Origin of the sequence: Mucilaginibacter rubeus, assembly GCF_014643835.1 — a bacterium.
Taxonomy (GTDB): Bacteria; Bacteroidota; Bacteroidia; order Sphingobacteriales; family Sphingobacteriaceae; genus Mucilaginibacter; species Mucilaginibacter rubeus.
This window is the reverse complement of sequence record NZ_BMKD01000001.1, coordinates 998,823-1,022,875: the sequence shown is the minus strand read 5'-3', so window position 1 is coordinate 1,022,875 and position 24,053 is coordinate 998,823. Positions and strand designations below refer to the sequence as shown.

Here is a 24,053-nt window from a genome sequence, read left to right as displayed (position 1 = left end):
AAAAATCCAATATGAAAATCGTTCAAACTTCCTGGGCATGTAATCAAAAGGATATGCTGAAATTTAATGCCGGATGGTATTCGCCCGAATATCATTTAATGGGCTGGGCTTTAAGCTGTCTGCAATTAAAAAAATATTACGATGAGGTTGTATTACATGCCGATAGTGTTACAGCAAAAACTCTAATTGATACCTTACGGCTACCCTATACAGATGTAGTATGCGACTTGGATCAATTCGATCAAAACCCCTCTGAGTTATGGGGGTTGCCCAAAATACATACCTATTCACAACAAGCCGTACCATTTTTACACGTGGACGGAGATGTAATTATTTGGAAACCCTTTGATGAAAGTCTGCTTCATGGCGATTTGATAGCACAGAATTTGGAAGTTGGAACTAGCTTTTATGAAAATTTATTTAGCGAATTGGAACCCAGATTAACCTACATTCCAATTGAAGTAACAGAAGAAAAAGATAAAAAAAATAAAATATATGCCTACAACGCCGGGATCATAGGCGGCAACGACTTGAGTTTTTTTAATCTTTATACAGCACGATCAAAGGAAACAATAAGCAATAATGTCAACAGTCTCTCCAATATTAACATTGGCGCTTTCAATATATATTTTGAGCAATATCTTTTTTATTGCCTGGCAGCTAAATTTAATAAAAAGGTAAATGTGTTATTTGATGAGATCATTCCTGATAACCAATATAAATCGTTCGGCGATTTTACGGAAGTGCCTTTTAACAAAAATTACCTGCATCTGATAGGTCAATATAAAAGAACTTCGAATGTTTGTCAACAACTGGCAAACAGGTTAAGGCAGGATTATCCTGAATATTATTACCGGATAATTGCATTGTTTAAGAATCAGCAGACTCCCTTAAAAAAGGATTATTACTATTTTATTAATCAGCCCACCGAAAAATATTTAACAGATAGATATTTTAATTTGAAGGATTGCCAACAACATCCGGATTTGGTAATATCAGAAAAGAATACAGGTATTAAATCAGAAACCAAACGTCAGTTTCAAAGTAAAATAGTTGAAAATGTATTAGCAGCGATCGATAATACAGAAACAAATAATATAGATGATGCCATATATTCCAAAATGCTGAATGACGCAAAGTTATTTGAGGCAAGGCTTAATGATACTATAGAAAACGATTTTTCTCAACATTCAAATGAATTTCTGTACCAACGAGACATTGCACATACTAATTATTTTGAATACATTTTTGCTGACAGAGACAGTAGCTATGCTAAGAAGATCGTAGCAGATAAGATAGTTCAAATAACGGAAAGCTCGTTTGACTGGAGGTCGTTTGATACTGAAATCAGTAAAAATTTAAAGAAACGGCCGCTAAATTTAAATGAAACGCCAACAAGTGTTTATGTATGCATTATACCGGAATGCCATTACAAGGGCTATTCGTTGTCAATAATTGATGATTTGGATATGCGCTTATTACAGATATCGGAACAGCCGGTAGCAATAAATGATGTATTAACTGAAATAAGGTCCGTTTTTGAGCCGGATGATCTTAAGGCTTCTTTAGCTGAATTTGAGTTGTTAATTATCGGTAGAATAAAACTTATGTTACAAGCTAAAATAATTAAAGCTGTTAAATAAAATGAACAAGGCTATATAAACTTGAATACGCTGGGTTTTTCTTGGTAGGTTGAGCCTTTACTGTTAAAGCCTGGAAAGTCGCCAAGCTAAATAAATAAAACAATCGGTTGCTTCTGAAAAGTAACATAGGTGGGAATTCCATAAAAGGTGGAAGCAAATTTACCAGCCTAATAATCGCAAAACAAGAAATGACAAATCAAACCTTCATCCCCGCATTTATTATTAACAACAACAGTACAGATGGCACAGAAACTGTTTTGAAAGAATTTTCAGGAAAAAAGGAATTTCTGGTAAACATTATAGCGCCCGTAATGGACGAAGATAATGTAATAAGCTTACCAAAAACTATTCAGCATATTATCCGAAAAGTGACGGCAACCGAAACCGATTATATTCTAATATGCCAGGATGACCATCAATTTACCGATAGCTATTCAAAGAATAATTTAATTAAGTGCATTAGTCAGGCCAAAGATTTAGGTGCCGATATTTTATGTGGTGGGCTGGGCACATTCAGGAGTGCTTTGAGGATTTCAAAACATATTTTTTGGGTAGAGGATTTTGCAGGGTTGCCATTTACAATTGTCTTCCGCTCATTCTTCGAATCCATTCTAACAGATGATTATAAAACTTTCCCATTTACCAATGGTAAATTTTTTATATATCCTTTTATATCAATTAAGAAGGAACTCGTCCGTGATAACGCAACGCCCGGCAATACCGAAATAAGCAGAACGGAAAATGTAAGCGGGTTGGCTTCAGCACAAGTTGAAATATTAGATAATATTTCCGCATTTTATCAAGAATTTTCCGGGCAAAAGCAGAACGACTTGGGCGAAGAATTTTTGAATGATGTAGCTATTCCAACCTATATTATCAATCTTCCCGAGCGAACAGAACGACTCGACCATATAAAAAAGCAATTCGCGGGAAAGGATGAGTTCAAAGTTCAAATAATCGAAGCTTGCAAAAATCCGATTGGTGCGGTTGGGCTTTGGGAAAGCATTCGGAAGATAGTAAAGATTGCTATGGATAACGAAGATGATGTAATCATTATTTGCGAGGACGATCATCAGTTTACGGCCGATTATTCCAAATCACTTTTACTTAAAAATATATTGGAAGCTCATGAACAGCATACGGAAATGATTTCGGGCGGTATCTGTGAGTTCCATAAAGCCCTTCCTGTTACCACTAACAGAGCCTGGGTGAGTACTTCCTTTTGTACGCAATTTATAATTTTATATAAACCTGTATTTCAAAAAATATTGGACACCCCTTACGACAATACGGTAACGGCAGATGCAATGCTTTCGATGATACTGAGTAATAAAATGGTGTTTTTCCCATTTATCTCTGCCCAAAAGCCGTTTGGCTATTCAGATGTAACTAAAGGTAATCATGAAAATATAGAGTTGTTTGCCAAGTCATTTTATCGCGAGAACACAAGATTAAAGCGAATATATGAAGCAAAGGCCGCTTATTCGAGTTTGCAAATGTCCTGACAAGAATTGTATGTTCTAGTGTATAGATTCGAAATATTTAAGAACAATCATCAGTGATTGTTTTACCCATCACGTATTAATAGTTATAAAAATGAATATGACAAGACAATGCATCCCCACCTTTATTATCAACCCCAAAGACCGGATGGATTTTAAAGAAAATATCCTTAAGGAGTTTAACGGGAAAGAAGAATTTGCACTGAATTTTGTGGAACCCATTACCGATGAAAATAAAATAAGTGATTTATGGAAAACTATCCAACAAATTGTACAAAATGTAATAAGCACAAATGCAGATTACATTTTGATATGTAAAGACAGCCATCAATTTACGGCCAATTATTCGACGGATAATTTATTAGAATGTATAAGGCAGGCAGAAAAGTTAGGTGCAGATATTTTATGTGGTGACGTAACCTCATTTGGGAGTGCGATAAGAGTTTCAAATAACATATTTTGGGTAGAGAATTTCTCCGAATCGCAGTTTACAATTATATTTCGCCCATTTTTTGAAGACATATTACTGGCGGATAAAAATATATTTTCAATTGCGAATGGACAATTCTTTATATATCCATTTATATCAAATTTGACAGAGCCAAAAGGTGCCGGTTTAAAGTCGGATACTAATGAGGCACGCGTAAAACGACCAAGTTTCAATGCTTCGGAACAAGTTGAACTAATAGAACGCATTTCTGCCTTTTATAAGTCATTTTCAATCGAAAATGCAGATGCCTTAAATGAAGAAAACTATGATAACGTCATTATTCCAACATATATAATTAATCTGCCGGAACGAACGGAAAGACTGGAACATATAAAAGGGCAATTTGCTGGGAAGGATGAGTTCAATATCCAGATAATAGAGGCCTGTAAAAATCCAGTCGGCGCCGTTGGCTTATGGGAAACCGTTCGTAAAATTATAAAACTAGCTATTGAAAACGGGGATGATGTAATTATTATTTGTGAAGATGATCATGAGTTTACATCCGACTACTCCAGGTCATTTTTACTTAAAAATATTATGGAGGCTTATTTGCAGCAGGCCGAGATGCTGTTGGGTGGTATCTGTGGATTGATTAAGGCCCTTCCCATTACCAATAATAGAGCCTGGATAGGCTATTCCCATTGTACACAATTTACTATTTTGTATAAACCTGTATTTCAAAAAATATTGGACGAACCCTATAATAATAATGTAGTTGCGGATATTCTGCTTTCCAAAATGGTGATTAATAAAATGGTGTTTTTCCCGTTTATTTCGGTGCAAAAATACTTCGGCTATTCTGATGTATCAAAAGGAAATAATGACGATAAAGAGATGTTAATCAGAAACTTTACTCGCGCAAATGCTCAGCTAAAGAGAATATATGAGGCAAAAGCGGCTTACGTAGATTCCAACCTGATTTGATAAAGGGTTAGTAAAAAGGTTGCTTAGGATATCTTAAGGGACTGGCAAAACAGTAACGATTGTGGTCGTTATTTGATTAAGCGGGAGCAGTGTAACCCCTCCTAAAAATCGGACTGCTTAAAGGACGAAAAGCCTTAACTTTAAACAGTCAAACGATGAAGCACTCTATTATTACCGAAGCACAGATTGTCAAGGCGATCAAAGAATACGAAGGAGGCCGTGAGTTTAACGATTTATGCCGCGAACTGGGCGTTCACAAATCAACCTTTTACAACTGGCGTAAAAAGTATGCCGGTATGGATAGCCAGGAACTGAAGCGGCTGAAAGAGATGGAGGAAGAGAACCGAAAGCTGAAGCATATGTATGCACCCTGAAATTAGTTTCTAATTTTAGGCGCATTTATTTGTTAATGTACTGTTATTAAGATGTTTATGTATTTAAATAAGTGATTGAAAGGACTTAAATAGACTGTAATTAAATTCTTTCCTGCGCCCTTTTTGCGCCCTGAAAAATGACGGTTTCAGGCGGTAATTTGGATATACCAGTGATATTGCCCCCTCTTCGCCAATCTAAAGTGCCCAGTGGTAGTAATACGCAGGTAAATGTGGCGAGGCCTTCGGCATTTGCTTTTGATCTCTTTACGTAAAAGAGGAGGTTAAAAGATCTGTTCATCACTGAAGCTTTAAGTGAATAAAATCAGTTACATATCCTACTGAAATCAAGATGTTTAAATTAAGAAAATGTTCAATATAGGAGACTTATAACGTTCCGGTGATCGGCAAGCTTACCTTGAAAAAGGTCACCCACGGGTACCGGAACAACGCGATTGATCGGTTTATTTTGGCGATGGCTAAAAACAGAAAGCGCCGTAAATATTTCATTTACAGCGCTTTTTATCCTAACTGAATAATACTTGATGCGGAGAGTTAGGGATTCGAACCCCAGGAACCTTTCACAGTTCAACAGTTTTCAAGACTGCCGCAATCGACCACTCTGCCAACTCTCCGGGCGCAAAAGTACAAATCTGAACCGAATTGCCAAATCTGAATTGGTATTTTAAGCACAGGTTAAGTAAATGTTATAACGCAGTACCTGTTTATCAGGTTATTATAATTGATTTTTTTTGTAATTAATCATCTTGCGTTCAGAAAATCACCTCAATACTCGTATAATCAAGTTTAATAGTCCGGCAGATCATGTTCAAATCTCCTTATACTTTCAAATAGCATGGCAAATCCATCGGCCATTTGACGAAACAACCGCTCGTCAATACTGTATTTAATTGAACCGCGTAAACCACAAGCCTTTAAAATACCCATCCGTTTTAATTCGGCAATGTGCTTGGTTATTGTTTCCTGGTTAAACGGGATGCTATATAAACTTTCTTTGGGTACTAAATTGTCGTTAGCTATAATGATACGAACAATGGCAATCCTGACCGGCAATGCAAGGGCTTTCGCAAAATTAGCCAGTTCATTATCGGTATTTGAAAATTTTAAGTTGAAATAAGGCATAACTTGTCTACACGATTTTTAAATAAATTAATAGTACAGCATTAATCGCTGTAAATGCAGGTAATAAGAAAACGTTGTAAAAGGTACTGGCAGGAGAGAAGTTGATAAATCAGATTTTCCAGGTACAGGTAATGGAAAAAATGTTAGCAGCGTAAAAAACCTTGTGAGATCGAAATCTGCTTTGAGTGTCATATTCTGATATGAACAGGAACGGACATAACTCACAAGTACGAATTAACCTGAATTGATTATTTAATGCAGCTAAGGTTTTGCCGAAAATGACCCGCGGGCGGGATAAAAAGAGAACAGGTGCCGATTTACCGTTATTTGCACTCGAGATAACCGGACCGTTTTGTTTTACCGTTCCGTTGTTAAGCGTTAAATACTTTCCTGTTTTGACATGACCTGCAATTTTGGGACATCGTGTAACATACAAACACGAAAAAAAGAAATACCCTATAGCTATAAATAAGCATAGTATTCTTTTACCTAATGTTTCTGTCCTCATGCATCATAATTTTCCAATTCAAATCTATGCGTGTAATATTAATAGTATGTTGTTAAACGATTAAAATAATATTAAGTCAATTGATGTTTTAATTTGCAATTTTGTATATTTAGACATAAACCAAAATGCTTTAACCTTTATAAGTAAAATGATGTGTTTGCTATGGGCAGATATGTTAAAATATTATTCCCTTGTTTGATACTTTTAAGTACAGCTAATTTGTTTGCTCAAAGTAACGGGAGGATTTGTTTTGCTTTTTATGATGGTACATTTAATGCTGATGCTTTAACTATTAGCGATACCACAAGCGGACTATCGGTAAATAACATAAAAAGCTTTTATACCAATGTTGATGCCGGTAATTATAAATCTTTGCTTAATGCATTATTGAGTTATAAACAAGATCACCAGCTTAATGACTGGCTGTATTACCAGCTCGTGCGCAAAACTGCCCAGCAAATAAGCCCTAAAGAAAAAAATTACAATACGTACACCTTGTGTAAATGGTTCCTGATGGTTAAATCGGGCTATGACGCACGATTGGCGCTGGCCGGAAAAAAAATCATTTTTTATGTTTACAACAATGAAGATGTATCAGATATTCCTTCTTATACGGTTGATGATAAAAAGTACATGTGTCTTAACATTCATGACTACCCGGGTACCGATCTTACAATACAACCGGCTATTCCTGTTGATATCAATGTGCCCGGTGCAATAAACTCATTTTCATATAAGGTTACGAGCATGCCTGATTTTGCGCCTGCGGACTATGTTGAAAAGGATCTGCAGTTTACCTACCGGCATAAAGCATACTATTTCAGGATTAAGCTTAACCCGCTGATTGATTCCATTTTCAAGAACTATCCGGTTGTAGATTTTGAATCTTACTTCAATATTCCGCTGAGTAAAGAAACTTATGGATCGCTGATCCCCCTGCTAAAAAAAAATGTGGACGGCATGAGTATCAAAAAAGGTGTTGATTACTTGATGCATTTTACCCGATATGCCTTTTTATATGAAAATGATGATATGAATTTCGGCCGGGAGAAACGGTTGAGCCCGGAAGAAACGCTGTTTGCCCAATACAGCGACTGCGATGATCGTGCCGCGTTATTTTTTTACCTTGTTAAAGAAATATACAATTTGCCGATGATCGCGGTGTTATATCCAACTCATATAACTATGGCAGTGCAGTTTAATAAACCGATGGGGAAACCCTTGCTTTATAAAGGAAAAGCTTATTCCTTTTGTGAGCCCACCCCACAACTGCGCGATCTGAGGATAGGACAGGTATCTGCTTCACTTAAACAGGTACCTTATAAGGTTGTGTATGAATATAACCCATAAGTTAACAAGGCAGATCAGGTCTGCTGGTCCGCATTGTTAATAGCACTGAGCATATTTTCAAACTCGGCTGTATACTTGTTCCAGGTTGGCCAGTTTACATCATACAATGATTTTTTACCATCAATTGCAACGGTGATCAGCCTGGCATCCATTAATTCTTTTAAATGATGGGATACCGTTGGCTGCGCTAAAGGGAGTATTTCAACTATTTCGCCGCAGGTAAAATGCTTGTGCTGTGCCAAAATACGCATGATGGCGATTCTTGCAGGGTGCGACAGCGCCTTTGCTACCATTGATATGTCCTGATCTGTTACGGCAAACTCAGTCTTTTTATGATTAGCCATGTTTAAATATGAGTTACAAATATATAATTCATATTTAAACATGAACAACTGTCGGCCGGAGCCTTCATCTAATCTTCATAAGATTACATAAAAATTGAATCTTGCTTTCTGAAAGTCTGGGTCTGGAAAACTCATATTATCGTCGAATACATTCTATATTGTTTCTGATTCGTATTATACTTCTGTGGTAGTAAACAGGAAAAAAAGATTTTAGGGTTGGGTTAAAAAAAGTATTAGCCGCCAGGCCGAATTGTTTTTTGCCTGAAATTTAAAGTTCTCTTGATACGTGTTGTTAATAACAGTTCGTGGCCATCTTGTTGTATTATTCTTTTTACGCCGTTAGATGGTTACGCTAAGGATATTAATACTACTCCGATAAGCGGGCCGATCAAATCAAATGATAGGGGGATTTGTATTGTTTTATTTCTGCTTATTAATTAAATGTAACTTGTTTTTTTCATTGAAATATAACCTGAAGGAAATGTATAACGTATAAAGAAACAATTTAAAACCAAGCGCACAAAAATCTTGAAAATAAGCTATTTGAAAATTATCCTGCTATCAATCTGTGCACTCTTCATAAATAAGCTCGCTTTTGCGACTACTTTTGATTGGACCGGCGCGGGAACATGTTCAGGTTTTTTATGTTCTGGTGGTTATATAAACGGCACTTTATGGAGCAATCCGGATAACTGGACTGTTGGAGGAGCGACAACAACCTCATACCCCGGTCAGGGCGGTAGTACTGCCGACATTGTTCGCTTTGGTGTTACAGGATCTACTTACACAAACCAACCTGTCCTTTCGGCAAACGTTACAGTAGCTTCAATCACTTTTGGACGGATTCAATACGTTTCGGGAGGCGTCTTAGCGGGCACATCGCTAACCGGAACAATATTAACTGTAAATAGCGCGACACTGACCGTAACAGGTGATATCACCCAGGATGTCAATACCAATGCAAGTGGTACCATTTTCAATGATATAAGAGGAACCGGTACGATCTCCTGCACAAACATACAGATCGGTACTAATTCAGCCACCTATGGTAGTTTTTCATTTTTGTTTTCGGAGGTCAACACACTAACAGTCAGCAACAATGTAAATATACATCTGAACGTAAAACAACAAAATGGAAGTGGATTCAGATTGGAAGGGGGGACTATGACCATAAATAACCAGATAACCTTTACAAATCACAGTGTTACCAGTCAGAATGGCGCTTACTTTACGGTGAATGCCCTCACATCATATAAAACAACTAATACGGTTGTAAATCCAACATTAATCCTTAACGCCACAAACGCCATCGGAACGATACCTGTACCTTATGCGTCCTGTAATTTTTATGGTGACCATGGAGGTAAAGCTACTGTTAATTATAAAGGGGCTAACCCAGTGATTTATACTACTTCAGTTCAGGGTTTTGGCTCGGGTGGCGGGCCTGTAAACCCAAATGCGGCTACAGATCGCACTTATGACAACCTCATTATACAAGGCAGCGGCACAGCTGTTATTGGTGGTACAACCGCTGGTCAAACAAGTTATTTAAATATCGATTCCACATTTACCACAAATTCAAATGTGTCATTTTCCAATGCAACCAATACGGCTACCAAAATTGGTGTGGCTGGTTCAACAGCTGCCATCTGGACTAATAATGCAGCTGCGACGATTACCGGCGGTTCTGGAAGTATTGACGTAAACGGAACGCTCAGCAATGCCGGCACCATGAATATGGGGACAGGTGCCTTATCGATTGCCAAGGACTACACCAATACAGGTACTTTTACACCCAATGCATCCGCGCTGATATCATTTGATGGCACAACGCAAACGCTCACAGATGCTACAAGCACCGGTACAAATTTTTATAACGTAACCTTCACTGGTGGCGGAACCAAAACAATGGCATCAGGCAGCAAATTTACAGTTGCTCCATTATATACGTTAAATGTAACCTCATCAGCAAGCGCGGGGTCGACCCTTGCGGTAGGTAACGCCACATCAACAACATCGGCGCTTACGTTATTGTCTACTGCTATTGGGGACGCAAGTATCGGTAATCTTGTATCAAGTGGTTTCGTCAATAGTATAACCGGCAGTATTAATGTTCAGCGTTACGTAAAAGGCACTTTGCGCCGGTATATGCTGCTTTCGTCGCCGCTGCTTAACGGTACAACTACATTTACAACAACTGGCTCGCTTTCTACCTATAATCTGATTCCGCTTATCGCAACAACTTATATCACAGGCCCGTCTGGCGGTGGTTTTGATTCTTCTCCAACCACGAATAATAGTCCGTCTGTTTTTGTATATGATGAAAACGCGCCTCTCAGTACCGACCCCAATCAGGTGGTAAATAACGAGTATAAGCCATTTAGCTCAACAAGCCAGGGCTTGCCTGCTGCTAATGGTTTTTTATATTATTTCAGAGGCAGCAGAAGCGTGGTTAACCCTTTTGTAAGGCCTTTTCCGGCGACGGATAACGCTACATTAAATTTTTTCGGTACTGTTATTAAAGGCACTGGCTCAGCCGCTACTAATGCCGCGTTAACGGCCAATATTGTTAATTTTCCATCTACGCCGCCAACTTATTATACGGCTACAGCAGTAAGTGCTCCGCAGGCGTTGTCATTCAATTCAACCGTCTCAACAAAGAAAGGACTTAATCTTATTGGTAACCCTTATGCATCAGTAATTGACCTTAATAAACTTTATACTGTAAACGGGAGTGTTCACAAATTTTATTATATGCTGGTAAAAGACGCAAGTACGGGCACCAATAGTTCTTCAACTAAGTTTGCTTTGTATGATGCCAGTACTAATAGTGTCGGAGCAGGCGCGAGTCGTTATGCTTTGTCAGGACAAGGTTTTTTCATATTAGCAACAGCTGCTTCTGCTCTTAAATTTGATGAGTCAATGAAGGTGGCTTATTCTCTTTACTCAAACTCTCCTTCATCTAATCCAATATTCAATGTCGTTGGCAACCCAAGTAAAAATATTGACGCTTCGTTTGCGAGCAAAGCTACCAATGATATTGAAAGCCCTTTGCCCCGTCTTACTATGGAGTTGGTGCAGGATACGATAGTCCACAACTCTACCGATATCAATTTTGATAAAAATGCTACAGACAAGTTTGTTCCTGGCGAAGATGCACCCTATTATCGGCCATCAGGGCAGGGTGATTTGTTTTACTCGTTAAGCAGCGATTCGGTAGGGTGTTTTGCTAATTACACAGGTAATCTCGAAAAGTTAAAACGTGTAAACCTGATCGTTACTTTCTCAAATTATGGCACGTATAAACTTACCTCGCCCGTAAAAAAGAATATAGATGCAAGGTATTCAATTTATCTAAAGGATAAATACACCAACGATTCGCTTGATGTTGTACATAACTCCGAATACGCATTCAAAGTAGAGTCGAACCCGGCAAGCTATGCACATGACAGGTTTTATCTTAAAATCGGTATCGTGCCGGGCCATGATTACCGTTTATTGACCTTTACAGGAAAGAAAGTTACTGAAGGGGTAGCCCTGAACTGGGAAACCAATAATGAAAGCAACTTTACCAAATTCGCTGTTCAAAAAAGTGCTGATGGGGGCAAAACGTTTTTGACTATAGATAGCCTGCAGTCAACTGGTATCGGTAAATATAACTATACAGACCAAACTCCTGGTAGCGGGCAGATAATCTACCGCCTTGGCCAAACCCTGGTAACCGGGGAAAATAAACTCTCCGATAACCTTAATTTTGAGATCCGACCGGGCGCCGGAGTAACTAAATTTCTGGTATATCCAACCGTAGTTTCAGCCAGTACAGTCAATATAAAGGTAGAACAAACATCAACCAGGCCTGTTAGGATTAATATAGTCAGCCCTTCGGGGGCTATTGTGAGAAGACTATCGGCAACAGGCACAAATACTATACAGGAAAATGTTAATAGCTTGAGCCGCGGGCTTTACATAGTAGTTGCAGTTAATGAAGGCACAGGAGATAGAATTGGGAGTGGAATGTTTTTTAGACAATAACAACATGTTTGAATTAGCTATGATTAAATCAAAATGGAAAACAATATTAGCTATTATAATAATCAACCTGCTCACTGTATCCTGGAGTTTTGCCGATCCGGGAGATGGTCTTTGCGATGGCAATGATGGCGGCCCCGACGGTTGCCCGCTGGACACCTGGGTATGGATTTTGATTTTAGTTGCGCTATTTTTTACCGTTCGGCATTTAAGATTAAATAACCACGCCAAAACTTCATCATAACTTCGGTTTAATTGATTTTTATTTACTCCTTCCTGGCTTAATGCTGAAGTTTTAAACTCAATGGGTTAGGATAATTGTCGCTTTGGTCTTCAGCCACATTATCCAGACATTTAAAATCTTTTTCAATAAGCAGGTACATCTGGTTGTTGTTGCTTTCGTAACCAACACGGTCGGTGCTTGCCCATTCAACGGCCATCGCGGCCGGCATATACATAATTATGGTGTTATCGCTGAAACCGGCAGTTAAAAATTCAGTTGCAGAGCGTTGCAATGCATATTTAAATACTTGTGAACCAAAATTGGTGCTTTCTTCCAGATAACCGTCCCTGTCAAAGTTTTCTACGTCAGTTTTGGTTAAGCGATAGCGCAGCGAGTTTCCTTTTATTCTGATCTTCATTTTTTTAATTTTTTACGTTAACAACATCACCTATAATAATAATAGCGGGGTAAGTAAGCTGATTATCTGCCGCGATAGCTTCAAGCCCGCTTACTTTTCCTTTTGCAGATTTTTGTTGAGGCAATGAAGCATGTTGTATAATAGCTGCCGGTGTATCGCCTTTACCCGCTTTTATGTAGGCTGATGCTATTTCTGCCAGCTTTTTCATCCCCATATATATAACAACTGTTGCGTTACTGTGCATGGCGCAGGCTAAATCGGCAGATAGACTGCCATCTTTTTTGGTGCCGGTAACCATCCATACGCTTTCGCTCACTTGCCGGTGGGTTAAGGGGATGTCTTCCAGTCCGGAGGCCTGCATGCTGGTTACACCAGGTATGTAATGTGTGGTGATACCATGTTGACGGGCATAAACAATTTCTTCAAATCCGCGGCCAAATATAAATGGATCACCTCCCTTTAACCTTACCACATTACCTTTAGTAAATGCGTAGTGTTTTATCAGCTCATGAATTGTTTCCTGCGGTGTATAGTCACCATAAGGTTGCTTGCCAACGTATACCTTTTCACAATCATCCCGGCTTATCGCCAGTAACTCTTTGTTAGCCAGATTGTCATATAATATCACATTTGCCTGCTGTAATACCTTAAATCCCTTGATAGTCATCAATTCCGGGTCTCCTGGACCGGCTCCAAGTACAAAAAGTTCTGGATTTTGTATTTTTTTTTGCATTTTATTAAATTAGTGATTGAAAAATAGATTTTTAAGCCTTTATATTTCATTGATTTTGTGAAAATTACAAAATCAATGAAAAAAAACTGTTTAAATATTGATATAAATTATATTAATAGCACTAATTTATGAATTTAAACACCAATAATCATGATTTATTTAATAAAAAATTGAAATTAATTTTTATTTGATGTTTTTTTGAGTTATAATTGTGATATAAATGAAATCAAGGTCGCAGTTGATTCATTTTTAGTTTGAAAATTGCTTTAACATTTAAAAAATTTCGATATGTCAAAACCAACCATCATTGTTGTTGGCAACGGTATGGTAGGTTATAAGTTTTGCGAAAAACTTTTAGCCAGATCAACACAGTTCCAAATAATTGTTTTTGGCGAAGAGCCGCGTCACGCTTATGACAGGGTGCACCTTAGTGAATATTTTAACGGTAAGACTGCTGATGACCTGTCGCTATCCACTTTATCGTGGTATTCAGATAATGGCATCTCGCTGCATTTGGATGACCCCATCCAGGAAATCAATCGCACCGAAAAAACAATCCACTCTTTAAAAGGCATTACACTTAAATATGATTACCTGGTTTTAGCAACCGGCTCATCGGCTTTTGTGCCCGATATCCCGGGTATTGAAAAGGAAGGCGTGTTCGTGTATCGCACCATTGAAGACCTGGAGTTGATCAAGGCCTGCGCTGTTAATGCAAAATCAGGAGCTGTAATGGGTGGTGGCTTGCTGGGGCTGGAAGCTGCTAAGGCTTTAATAGATCTTGGTATTTCTGAAACGCATGTTATTGAATTTGCACCGCGCCTAATGCCGCGTCAGATAGACTCTGCAGGGAGTAATATGTTGCAAATGAAATTGAGCCAGCTGGGGTTGCATATTCACCTTAATAAAAGCACTGCTGCTATTACCGGCGATAAAAAAATCCACTCGTTAAAATTTAATGATGATAGCCAGCTTGCTGTAGATATGCTGGTTATATCGGCCGGCATCCGTCCGCGCGATGAGCTGGCTAAACTGGCGGGTTTGCATGTAGGTACACGTGGCGGTATTGTAGTGAACGAAAAAATGCAAACCAGTGATGAATGTATTTATGCTATTGGCGAATGTGCTTTATACGAAGGTATGATATATGGCCTCGTTGCACCCGGCTATGAGATGGCTGATATTGTAGCAGCTCATCTAACTGGGGCTGATAAGAGTTTTTATGGCTATGATATGAGCACTAAGCTAAAGCTGATTGGTGTTGATGTGGCCAGCTTTGGTGATGCCTTTATTACTGAACCTGATTGTCGTACTATTTTGTTTGAGGATACGCATAAGGGGATTTATAAACGTATTAATATAACAAACGATGGCAAGAACCTTTTAGGTGGTATTTTAATCGGCGATGCAGATGCTTATAATATGCTGCTGCAAACCGTTAATAATAAAATAGTACTGCCGCCGGATCCTGAAGATCTGATATTAGGATCAAGGGGAGGTGAAGCTAATGCAGGGGCAGGTGTAATGAGCTTGCCTGATGATGCGCTGATCTGCTCATGCGAGGCGGTTACCAAAGGTGCAATCTGTTCGGCTGTAAATGAGGGTGGCGTTACTGGTATTGATGGCATGAAAAAATGCACCAAGGCGGGTACAGGCTGCGGCGGTTGCGTACCATTGGTAAAAGATTTGATTGCCGGCACCATGAAGGCGAATGGCCAGTATATTAAAAATGTTATTTGCGAGCATTTTGATTACTCGCGCCAGGAGCTATTTGATCTTGTTAAAATAAACGGGCTGAAAAACTACGACCTGGTGCTTGACCATTACGGCAAGGGCGATGGCTGTGAGGTTTGCAAACCGGTTGTTGCCAGTATTTTATCCAGCTTATGGAATGATGTTATTGTAAAACAGGAAGTAATACAGGATAGCAATGATCGTTTTTTAGCCAATATTCAAAAGGGAGGCACTTATTCTGTTGTGCCGCGTATTCCGGGTGGTGAAATTACGCCTGATAAATTGATCGTGATTGGCCAGGTTGCTAAAAGATACGGGTTGTATACTAAAATAACCGGAGGGCAGCGCATTGATATGTTTGGTGCACACCTGAGCGATCTGCCTTTAATTTGGGAAGAGCTTATTGATGCCGGTTTTGAAAGCGGGCATGCTTACGGCAAGGCACTCCGTACTGTAAAAAGCTGTGTAGGCAGTACCTGGTGCAGGTTTGGCTTGCATGATAGTGTGACTTTCGCCATCGAGGTGGAGGATAGATACAAAGGGATTCGCGCGCCGCATAAAATTAAAGGCGGCGTAAGTGGTTGTGTTAGGGAGTGTGCCGAAGCGCAATCAAAAGATTTTGGAATTATAGCCACAGAGAAAGGTTGGAATTTATATGTGTGTGGCAATGGTGGCTCAAAGCCTCAGCACGCCCAGTTACTGGCTACAGATATTGATAAGGAGACCGTAATTAAATATCTCGACAGGTTCTTGATGTTTTATATAAAAACAGCCGATCAGTTAACCCGGACAGCAACCTGGCTTAATAAGCTCGACGGTGGCATGAGCTATCTTAAAAATGTAATAGTAAATGACAGTCTTGGATTGGGTGAGCAGTTGGAAGAGGAAATGCAGGCGTTGGTAAATACCTACCATTGCGAGTGGAAAGAGGCTATAAATAACCCTTCAATGCGTAAGCGCTTCGCTCATTTTATAAATGCGCCTGATGAAAAAGATCCTCATGCTCAATTTGAGCCAATGCGTGAACAGGTTCGCGCTAAGGAATGGTAGGTTTTATTAGGAAATCCCGAGTTTTTAGTTCAAAGTTAGATTGATCATTATTAAAAAGAAAACACAATGGAAGCAACAATAGCAACCCAATGGATCATGGCCTGTTATGTTGATGATGTGCCCGAAAATGGCGGATCATGTATTAAGCACGGCGATGAACAGATAGCAATATTTAATTTTACACGTCGCAATGAATGGTATGCAACGCAAAATCTTTGCCCTCATAAGCAGCAAATGGCAATATCGCGTGGCATGATCGGCAGTGCCGGCGAAAGCTGCGAGCCAAAAGTAGCTTGTCCTTTTCATAAAAAAACATTTTCGCTCCTTACCGGTGAGTGCTTGGGGGAAGAGGAATTGGTGATAAAAACTTATCCGGTAAAAATAGCCGACGGAAAAGTTTTTGTCGGAGTTGATTAAATGCTGGTGTATTTAGGCGGAAAACAGAACGAAATTTACATTAAGCGCCGTTGCCGAAAGGGGTAATGGCGCTTTTTTTGCGTTTTTGTTTAAAATTTCAGTGTATTTTATACACCAAGGTATTGGTTAATAAAGCCATATTCGTTTTTGCCGTCTTATTTTGAATTTATTTTTCGAATTTTTAGAGTTTAAAGCAAATTTAAATGGATTTATATCAATGTATGTGATTTTTTATAGTGATTTTATTTTATTGAAAGGATTTTAATTTGGTTTTTGCGATGGTTTATTGGTTTTTTATCTATTAATAAATTGTTAAAAATGCATTTCAGTTGTTTTTGATCGTTTGTAATTTGAGTTTTTATCAAAAAATATAGTTTTTAATGATTTTAATCATAAAAATTCATTTTAAAAATCAATTATTTGTACGCAATCATTAAATAAGTTATATTTATCATAATTAAACAGACAAATAAATCAAAAAAGGTTGAGCCTATGGTAAAAATCAAAAATTCATAAAAAAGCCCTGCCGGGAGGTCGCATTCCCAGACAGGGTTAAATAGTTTTTAATCGCTTTAACAAATAAAAAACCAATTCAAATGTACAAAAATGTATCTAATCAATACACTATTGGAAAAATTCTATTAATTATATCATGTTTCGTTTCTTATAATGCTTCTGCGCAGCTGTCTTTGACAGGCCAGATCAAAACAAGGGGCGAATTACGTGATGGTTATGGAACTTTAGAACCGGTAGGTAACAAAAACGCGGCCTTTGTGTCACAACGAACGCGGCTCACCTTTAATTACAAAAGCAGCAAGCTTATTTTCCAAACATCCGTACAGGATGTAAGGCTTTGGGGCCAGGATGCCTCAACTATTACTATCAACGATGGCAGCCGGCTAAGCCTTCACGAAGCCTGGGCCGAGCTGATCCTCTCCAACAAAAAAGACACTTCCTTTAAAAAATCACCTGTCGATTATTTCGCCATAAAAGCTGGTCGCCAGGAAATTAGCTATGACGATGAACGCTTGCTTGGCGCTACCGACTGGATTCAGCAAGCCCGCAGGCATGACGCCATCGTATTAAAACTTCTTCAATCAGGCTGGCAGGTTGATCTCGGCGCTGCCTTTAATCAAAGCTCTGATGCTATTAACTATAATGGCACCTATTATACACCGGCCAATGTACCCGCTACAGTAAAGGATAGCAAAGGTAATCTGGCTAACACCCCTGCCGGGCTTATCCCGCTAGTCAATGCCTCTGGTATTAGCGCCAAAAACGGCAACCTCTCATTTTTAAATCCTCCCGGTACTAACGGGCAAAACCAGAACTATAAAGCACTTGAATATCTCTACTTTGCTAAAAAATTTAATAAAACTAAAGTAACCGGCCTTTTCCTGGCCGATCAGTTTGCCAAATACAAGCTCGATTCGGTAAAAAATGTATCAGGCGAAGATGTTGGTTATATATATGGCCGCCGGTTTAATCAACCAGGAGTTAATACCCGCTATACAACCGGGCTGCTTGTTAATCCCGTTTTCGGCAGCAAAGATGAATGGGCTGCTACCGCTGGATTTTATTACCAGGGAGGTCATGATCGCGACGGTGCTGAGTTAAGTGCTTACACTTATACCGCATCTTTATCATACAAAAGCAGTAACATGGCTTACACAGCCGGATGGGACTATCTGTCAGGAAATGATGCGCTGTCCACTTCAAAAACCAATCACAGGTTTGACCCATTGTATGGTACTCCGCATAAGTTCTGGGGCTATATGGACTATTTTTATGCAGGCACCGGATCCCCAACCGGCGGCTTGAGCAACCCTTACGTTAAAATCAAATATCTTTCAGATAATAAGCGATTTAGCGTTGATTTGGCTAATCATTACTTTCTGTTGGCTAAAGATCAGAAAGGAACAAACGGCCAACCTATCGACAAATATTTGGGTACTGAGTTTGATCTCACCAACAGCTATAAGCTTAACAAATTTACCGCTGTTGATCTGGGCTTATCCTACATGGCAGCAACCCACAGCATGGAGTATGCTAAAGGTTTAACGCCAGACAGCAGCAAGCTGCACCCGTTTTGGGCATACCTGCAACTTAATATCAAACCTGAGTTTTTAAACAAGTAATGTAGGCTGAAAGCTTAAGGCTAAAAGCCGAAAGCGAGAAATGTTAAAAAATTAAAGTACAACAAACAGCTTTTAGCCTTAGGCTTTGAGCTTTAAGCTTAAAAAAATGGAAAAACAACTTACCAAACTCAACATATTTTCATTAAAGGGTGTACAAATGCGCACCTTTCACATTACCTGGCTCATGTTTTTTGTTTGCTTTTTTGGTTGGTTCGGCCTGGCTCCGTTAATGCCAACCATCCGTGCTGAATTACATTTGAGCAAAGGACAAGTGGGTAACACCATCATTGCATCTGTAGCTGCAACAATTATTGCGCGCCTTATTATAGGTAAACTTTGTGATACCTGGGGACCGCGTAAAACAGCAGTCAGGTTATTAATTATAGGGTCATTGCCTGTTTTTCTGGTAGGTCTGGCTCATGATTATACTTCGTTTTTACTGTTCCGCCTGGCTATTGGTGTAATAGGTTCATCCTTTGTAATTACCCAGTTCCACACTTCTATGATGTTTGCGCCTAATATAAAAGGTACAGCCAACGCGGTAACCGGTGGTTGGGGTAACCTTGGCGGTGGTGTAACCAATATGGTGATGCCTTTAATATTTGCTGCTATAGTAGGGGCCGGTTTTACCAAGGCCGAAGCCTGGAGGTATGCCATGATAGTTCCGGGTGTAATGATGCTGATAATTGCATTTGTATACTGGAAATTTACCAAAGACACGCCTAACGGTAACTATGATGAAGTAGGTTATGCCAAAACCAACCCATCAAAAACCGATTGGTCGATATTGGCCGACTGGCGTGTTTGGGCACTTACAATGGCCTATGCGATGTGTTTTGGTATGGAGATCACTTTTGATAATGTAGCTTCTCTGCATTTTGTAGATACTTTTCATTTGTCGCAAAGTTCGGCCGGTTTCTGGGCAGGTATTTTTGGCTTCATGAACATTTTTGCCCGCGCGTTAGGCGGCATTGTATCTGATAAAGTTGGCGGCAAATTCGGTATGCGCGGCAAAGGCCTATTGCTTGCCGGCGTGCTGCTGCTGGAGGGTATTGGCCTTGTTCTGTTTGCAAATTCGGGCAGCCTTACAATGGCTATTATTTCCATGCTTTCATTCGCGTTGTTCCTCAAAATGTCAAACGGCGCCACCTATGGCATAGTGCCTTTCATCAACAGTAAAAATGTTGGGATGGTAAGTGGTATAGTGGGTGCGGGCGGTAACCTTGGCGGGATGTTGTTTGGATTTCTTTTTAAATCGGAGCATATCACCTATATACAAGCATTTACCTACATCGGTATAACTGTTATGGTAATTTCAGTGATTGTGCTGATCACCCGTTTTCAAAAACAGGCTGAAGCTCAAACAGCAGATGAACCTGCTTTGGCTTTATAAGCTTAAAGCAAAAGGCCGAAAGCGAAAAGCAGAAGGCTGAATAAATAGAAAAGAAATCATATGAAAGCTTTAGGCTTTAAGCCTTAAGCTTTCGGCTTAAAGAAAAGCTTTTAGCTTAAAAGAAATGTTGAACAAACGCCCTCAAAATACATTTAAAAGTACTTGCTGCTACTGCGGGGTAGGCTGTGGTGTGGTAATTAATAAAGAAAAAAATGGCAGTATAACGCTTGAGGGCGATAAGGACTATCCTGTAAATAAAGGCATGTTGTGCAGTAAAGGGCTTAACCTGCATTACACAGCTAACGATAAAACCGACAGGCTGCTGTACCCTCAAATGCGTTATAACAAAAGCATGCCCCTGCAAAGGGTAAGCTGGGACGACGCATTGGAGCGCACAGCAGCCATTTTTAAAACGTTCATTGATAAATACGGGCCGGATTCGGTTGCATTTTATGCCTCAGGCCAGTGCCTTACAGAGGAATATTACGTTGTTAATAAGCTAATTAAAGGTTTTATTGGCAGTAATAATATAGATACCAATTCGCGTTTGTGTATGAGCAGCGCGGTTGCCGCATATAAAATTGCTTTAGGCGAAGATACTGTACCTGTTTGCTATGATGATATTGAGCTGGCCGATTGTTTTTATGTTACCGGAGCTAACCCAGCCTGGTGCCATCCTATTTTATGGCGAAGGGTTGAAGCGCATAAAGCCGCAAATCCCGAGGTAAAGATCATCGTAGTTGACCCTCGCGCTACGGATACCTGCAGCAATGCCGATTTGCACCTGCAGTTAAACCCGGGTACCGATATCACCCTTAACCACGCTATTGGCAGGGTATTGATAGAGAACGGGGATATCGATATTGATTTTGTAAACAACCATGCTGATGGTTTTGAGCAGTACAGCAAATTGGTATTTGAACGTACCCTCGCTGAATCGGCTGCTATTTGCGGCGTAAGCGAAAACGATATCCGGCTTGCTGCCAGTTATATCGGTGAAGCAAAAGGCTTTATAACGATGTGGACAATGGGGCTAAATCAAAGCGCTGTTGGGGTAAATAAAAATTTAAGCCTCCTGAATCTTAATTTGATAACAGGCCATATTGGTAAGCCGGGATCTGGCCCATTATCACTAACCGGGCAACCAAATGCTATGGGCGGACGTGAAGTGGGAGGGCTTGCTAATCTTTTACCGGCGCATCGTGTTTTAACCAATCCGGCAGACAGGGCGGAGGTGCAGAAGTTTTGGGGAGGTACAGAGGTAGCCGCAAAACCTGGTCTTACCGCAACGGAGATGTTTGAGGCATTAAATGATGGCCGCCTTAAAGCCATCTGGATCATGTGTACCAACCCATTAACCAGCTTGCCAAACGTACGCCTTGCCGAAGAAGCTCTGAAAAAAGCAAAGTTTGTAGTGGTTCAGGAGATCAGCAATAAGCCCGAAACATTGGCTTATGCCGATGTGATCCTCCCCGCAGCAGCCTGGGCCGAAAAGGAGGGTACTATGACCAATTCTGAAAGGCGGATCAGTTATTTGAGTAAAGTACTTGACCCACCAGGCGAGGCTATGCCGGATAGCGAGATCATTTGCCGTTTTGCTCAAAAAATGGGGTACAAAGGCTTCGACTTCAAAAATGCCGCAGAAATTTATGCCGAGCATGCTAAACTAACAGGCAAAACCAATATTGATATCAGCGGGCTTACGCACGAAACCATCATACAACAACGATCAATACAATGGCCTTATAAAAAACGTAATGCGATACCAGGGACACCCCGCTTGTTTACCGACAAGCAATTTTATACCGAAACACGTAACGCTAAGATAAGCGCGGTACCGGATGCGCATACCAGCGAGGTTCCTGACGGCGACTATCCTTTTATTCTCACTACCGGCCGCATTCGAGATCAATGGCACACCATGAGCAAAACCGGTAAGGTGAATAAGCTTAACCAGCATATTAAAGAGTCATTTATCGAGATCAATCCTGCTGATGCTGAAGCATTGGAAATCAGGGAAGGCGATGTAACTATTATTACATCCAGAAGGGGGGAAGTGAGGGTAAAAGCCAGGATTACCGAACAGATAAAGCAGGGTGTCGTTTTTGTGCCGATGCATTGGGGCAAGATCCTGAACAATGATCTGCACCGCATTAACAATGTTACTAATGACGCACTTGATCCGATATCAAAGGAGCCGGATTTTAAGTATTGCGCGGTAAATATCCAAAAATATAAAAAGCCATTTCAAAGAATTGTGGTTGTTGGAGCCGGCGCCGGTGCGCACGGCTTTGTACGATCATATCGGGAACTCAACAAAGATGATGAGATCATCATTTTCAGTAAAGAAGACCATCCTTTTTACAATCGTGTTATGCTGCCAGATTATATCAGCGGTGAGCAACGCTGGGAGCAACTGGTAAAAATGACGGATGAGGAAGAACCCGAACTTAAAATAAAGTTATTACGTGGCGTAAGTGTCGAGAAAATAGATCGTGTTAACAAATATGTCCTCGATAGCCGCGGTGTAAAAACCTATTACGATGTGTTGCTGTTGGCTACCGGCAGCCGGGCGGCAATTCCTAAAAACGTTCCATCCCTGCCGGGGATCTTCAGTATGCGCAGCCGTAACGATGCTGATAATTTCAAAAAGCATGTACCTAAAAACGGGCATGTGGTTATTGTTGGTGGTGGTTTATTGGGATTGGAGATGGCGGCTTCCCTGCGTGAAATAGGGATTACCATCACCATTATTCAACGTACATCAAGGTTTTTAAACCGTCAGCTGGATGAGCTTGGCAGCAGGCTGTTGCACGAAGAAATGGTTGATCAAGGTTGCGACATTTTCTATGATGATGAAGTGCAGTTGTTTTATGGGCGTAGTAAGCTTACCGGCATCGGCTTAAAAAGCGGGCGGAAAATAGATTGTGATGCCATGATCCTGGCCATCGGTACTACGCCAAACCTTGAAATAGCAAAAGATTGCGGCCTTGAAATTAAGCGCGGCGTAATTGTAAATGAACGCCTGCTTACCAGCGATCCAAACATATATGCCATTGGCGAAATAGCAGAGTTTAACGGCACATTATACGGTATAACTGCCGCTGCAGAACAACAAGCTGCTGTAGTTGCAGGCTATATGAACGGCGACATAGCCAGTTATTACAAGGGCAGCCTGTTTATGAATATCATCAAAATTCATGGCTTTGATTTGTGCAGTATCGGTTTATCTGATTGCCCGAATGAAAAAGACTATGAAGAAATTGTGTTTATAGACAAGGCCAAGCGTTATTATAAAAAATGCATTATTCACCAGGACAGGCTGGTGGGCACCATTTTAATTGGTGATAAAGGTGAGTTTCAGGAATTCAGGGAGCTGATAGCAAACAAAACCGAGCTCAGCGATAAGCGCCTTAAATTGCTTCGCAGCGGTAAGGTAGCCGAACCTGTTTTGGGCAAGCTGGTTTGCAGTTGTAACAACGTGGGGGCCGATAATATACGTAATAAAGTAGCCGGCGGCTGTACCCAACTGGCCGATGTTTGCAGCCAAACCGGAGCTGGAACGGGCTGCGGATCATGCAGGCCCGAAGTAAAACGCCTGTTGGAAGAAGTACTTGAGCAACAATTATTAAAAGCTTGAACT

17 protein-coding genes and 1 tRNA gene are annotated in these 24,053 nt (G+C 40.1%); 12 read left to right on the top strand and 6 right to left on the bottom strand.

What is annotated here, in order from left to right:
- Positions 1 to 11: 11 nt before the first annotated feature.
- The 4 genes from IEX80_RS04065 (at position 12) to IEX80_RS04050 (ending at position 4,933) form a co-directional block, all read left to right on the top strand.
- A complete protein-coding gene (locus IEX80_RS04065; protein ID WP_188831985.1) occupies positions 12 to 1,643 on the top strand; it encodes a DUF6734 family protein in 1,632 nt (543 codons plus the stop codon).
- Between the two features lie 188 nt (positions 1,644 to 1,831).
- Positions 1,832 to 3,148: a hypothetical protein gene (locus tag IEX80_RS04060; protein ID WP_176629020.1), complete on the top strand. Its 1,317-nt coding sequence runs from the start codon at positions 1,832 to 1,834 to the stop codon at positions 3,146 to 3,148.
- 145 nt (positions 3,149 to 3,293) lie between these two features.
- Entirely contained in the window at positions 3,294 to 4,559 is a 1,266-nt protein-coding gene (locus IEX80_RS04055; protein ID WP_188831984.1) for a glycosyltransferase family protein, read from the top strand.
- A gap of 155 nt (positions 4,560 to 4,714) precedes the next feature.
- A complete protein-coding gene (locus IEX80_RS04050; protein WP_188831983.1) occupies positions 4,715 to 4,933 on the top strand; it encodes a transposase in 219 nt (72 codons plus the stop codon).
- A 100-nt stretch (positions 4,934 to 5,033) separates the two neighbouring features.
- On the opposite strand, the gene IEX80_RS04045 is transcribed toward IEX80_RS04050, so the two are convergent.
- The 3 genes from IEX80_RS04045 to IEX80_RS04035 all read right to left on the bottom strand — a co-directional run bounded on the left by IEX80_RS04045 (position 5,034) and on the right by IEX80_RS04035 (position 6,073).
- Positions 5,034 to 5,231 carry a hypothetical protein gene (locus IEX80_RS04045; RefSeq protein WP_176629017.1) on the bottom strand — a complete coding sequence of 66 codons (198 nt, stop codon included), beginning with the start codon at positions 5,229 to 5,231 and terminating at the stop codon, positions 5,034 to 5,036.
- Between the two features lie 247 nt (positions 5,232 to 5,478).
- Positions 5,479 to 5,565, bottom strand: a tRNA-Ser gene (locus tag IEX80_RS04040).
- 172 nt (positions 5,566 to 5,737) lie between these two features.
- A complete protein-coding gene (locus IEX80_RS04035) occupies positions 5,738 to 6,073 on the bottom strand; it encodes a hypothetical protein (protein ID WP_188831982.1) in 336 nt (111 codons plus the stop codon).
- Between the two features lie 703 nt (positions 6,074 to 6,776).
- On the opposite strand from IEX80_RS04035, the gene IEX80_RS04030 reads away from it, so the two are divergent.
- A complete protein-coding gene (locus IEX80_RS04030) occupies positions 6,777 to 7,931 on the top strand; it encodes a hypothetical protein (protein WP_255485253.1) in 1,155 nt (384 codons plus the stop codon).
- A 14-nt stretch (positions 7,932 to 7,945) separates the two neighbouring features.
- On the opposite strand, the gene IEX80_RS04025 is transcribed toward IEX80_RS04030, so the two are convergent.
- Entirely contained in the window at positions 7,946 to 8,275 is a 330-nt protein-coding gene (locus IEX80_RS04025) for an ArsR/SmtB family transcription factor (protein ID WP_090525802.1), read from the bottom strand.
- A 528-nt stretch (positions 8,276 to 8,803) separates the two neighbouring features.
- On the opposite strand from IEX80_RS04025, the gene IEX80_RS04020 reads away from it, so the two are divergent.
- A complete protein-coding gene (locus IEX80_RS04020; RefSeq protein WP_188831981.1) occupies positions 8,804 to 12,307 on the top strand; it encodes a beta strand repeat-containing protein in 3,504 nt (1,167 codons plus the stop codon).
- Between the two features lie 4 nt (positions 12,308 to 12,311).
- The gene (locus IEX80_RS04015) at positions 12,312 to 12,548 is read left to right on the top strand and encodes a hypothetical protein (protein ID WP_188831980.1); all 237 of its coding nucleotides are present in this window, start codon (positions 12,312 to 12,314) and stop codon (positions 12,546 to 12,548) included.
- A gap of 37 nt (positions 12,549 to 12,585) precedes the next feature.
- On the opposite strand, the gene IEX80_RS04010 is transcribed toward IEX80_RS04015, so the two are convergent.
- The gene (locus IEX80_RS04010) at positions 12,586 to 12,945 is read right to left on the bottom strand and encodes a DUF7009 family protein (RefSeq protein ID WP_188831979.1); all 360 of its coding nucleotides are present in this window, start codon (positions 12,943 to 12,945) and stop codon (positions 12,586 to 12,588) included.
- 4 nt (positions 12,946 to 12,949) lie between these two features.
- Positions 12,950 to 13,678: a uroporphyrinogen-III C-methyltransferase gene (gene cobA / locus IEX80_RS04005; RefSeq protein WP_188831978.1), complete on the bottom strand. Its 729-nt coding sequence runs from the start codon at positions 13,676 to 13,678 to the stop codon at positions 12,950 to 12,952.
- 288 nt (positions 13,679 to 13,966) lie between these two features.
- Here cobA and nirB point away from each other — a divergent pair, with 288 nt between their 5' ends.
- The 5 genes from nirB (at position 13,967) to IEX80_RS03980 (ending at position 24,050) form a co-directional block, all read left to right on the top strand.
- Complete coding sequence (gene nirB / locus IEX80_RS04000) at positions 13,967 to 16,462, top strand: nitrite reductase large subunit NirB (protein WP_188831977.1); 2,496 nt, start codon at positions 13,967 to 13,969, stop codon at positions 16,460 to 16,462.
- A 66-nt stretch (positions 16,463 to 16,528) separates the two neighbouring features.
- The gene (gene nirD / locus IEX80_RS03995) at positions 16,529 to 16,879 is read left to right on the top strand and encodes a nitrite reductase small subunit NirD (protein WP_090525796.1); all 351 of its coding nucleotides are present in this window, start codon (positions 16,529 to 16,531) and stop codon (positions 16,877 to 16,879) included.
- A 596-nt stretch (positions 16,880 to 17,475) separates the two neighbouring features.
- Positions 17,476 to 19,017 carry an alginate export family protein gene (locus tag IEX80_RS03990; protein WP_188831976.1) on the top strand — a complete coding sequence of 514 codons (1,542 nt, stop codon included), beginning with the start codon at positions 17,476 to 17,478 and terminating at the stop codon, positions 19,015 to 19,017.
- Between the two features lie 106 nt (positions 19,018 to 19,123).
- Complete coding sequence (locus tag IEX80_RS03985; RefSeq protein WP_188831975.1) at positions 19,124 to 20,410, top strand: MFS transporter; 1,287 nt, start codon at positions 19,124 to 19,126, stop codon at positions 20,408 to 20,410.
- Between the two features lie 124 nt (positions 20,411 to 20,534).
- Entirely contained in the window at positions 20,535 to 24,050 is a 3,516-nt protein-coding gene (locus IEX80_RS03980; RefSeq protein ID WP_188831974.1) for a nitrate reductase, read from the top strand.
- The last annotated feature ends 3 nt before the right edge of the window (positions 24,051 to 24,053 follow it).

Excerpts from the sequence above, each read along its gene's own strand:
- IEX80_RS04045 (WP_176629017.1), bottom strand. The coding sequence starts at position 5,231 with ATGAACAGATCTTTTAACCTCCTCTTTTACGTAAAGAGATCAAAAGCA.
- IEX80_RS03980 (WP_188831974.1), top strand. The coding sequence starts at position 20,535 with ATGTTGAACAAACGCCCTCAAAATACATTTAAAAGTACTTGCTGCTAC.
- cobA (WP_188831978.1), bottom strand. The coding sequence starts at position 13,678 with ATGCAAAAAAAAATACAAAATCCAGAACTTTTTGTACTTGGAGCCGGT.
- IEX80_RS04010 (WP_188831979.1), bottom strand. The coding sequence starts at position 12,945 with ATGAAGATCAGAATAAAAGGAAACTCGCTGCGCTATCGCTTAACCAAA.
- IEX80_RS04050 (WP_188831983.1), top strand. The coding sequence starts at position 4,715 with ATGAAGCACTCTATTATTACCGAAGCACAGATTGTCAAGGCGATCAAA.
- nirD (WP_090525796.1), top strand. The coding sequence starts at position 16,529 with ATGGAAGCAACAATAGCAACCCAATGGATCATGGCCTGTTATGTTGAT.
- nirB (WP_188831977.1), top strand. The coding sequence starts at position 13,967 with ATGTCAAAACCAACCATCATTGTTGTTGGCAACGGTATGGTAGGTTAT.
- IEX80_RS04055 (WP_188831984.1), top strand. The coding sequence starts at position 3,294 with ATGGATTTTAAAGAAAATATCCTTAAGGAGTTTAACGGGAAAGAAGAA.
- IEX80_RS04015 (WP_188831980.1), top strand. The coding sequence starts at position 12,312 with ATGTTTGAATTAGCTATGATTAAATCAAAATGGAAAACAATATTAGCT.
- IEX80_RS04025 (WP_090525802.1), bottom strand. The coding sequence starts at position 8,275 with ATGGCTAATCATAAAAAGACTGAGTTTGCCGTAACAGATCAGGACATA.
- IEX80_RS04065 (WP_188831985.1), top strand. The coding sequence starts at position 12 with ATGAAAATCGTTCAAACTTCCTGGGCATGTAATCAAAAGGATATGCTG.
- IEX80_RS03990 (WP_188831976.1), top strand. The coding sequence starts at position 17,476 with ATGTACAAAAATGTATCTAATCAATACACTATTGGAAAAATTCTATTA.
- IEX80_RS04060 (WP_176629020.1), top strand. The coding sequence starts at position 1,832 with ATGACAAATCAAACCTTCATCCCCGCATTTATTATTAACAACAACAGT.
- IEX80_RS04035 (WP_188831982.1), bottom strand. The coding sequence starts at position 6,073 with ATGCCTTATTTCAACTTAAAATTTTCAAATACCGATAATGAACTGGCT.
- IEX80_RS03985 (WP_188831975.1), top strand. The coding sequence starts at position 19,124 with ATGGAAAAACAACTTACCAAACTCAACATATTTTCATTAAAGGGTGTA.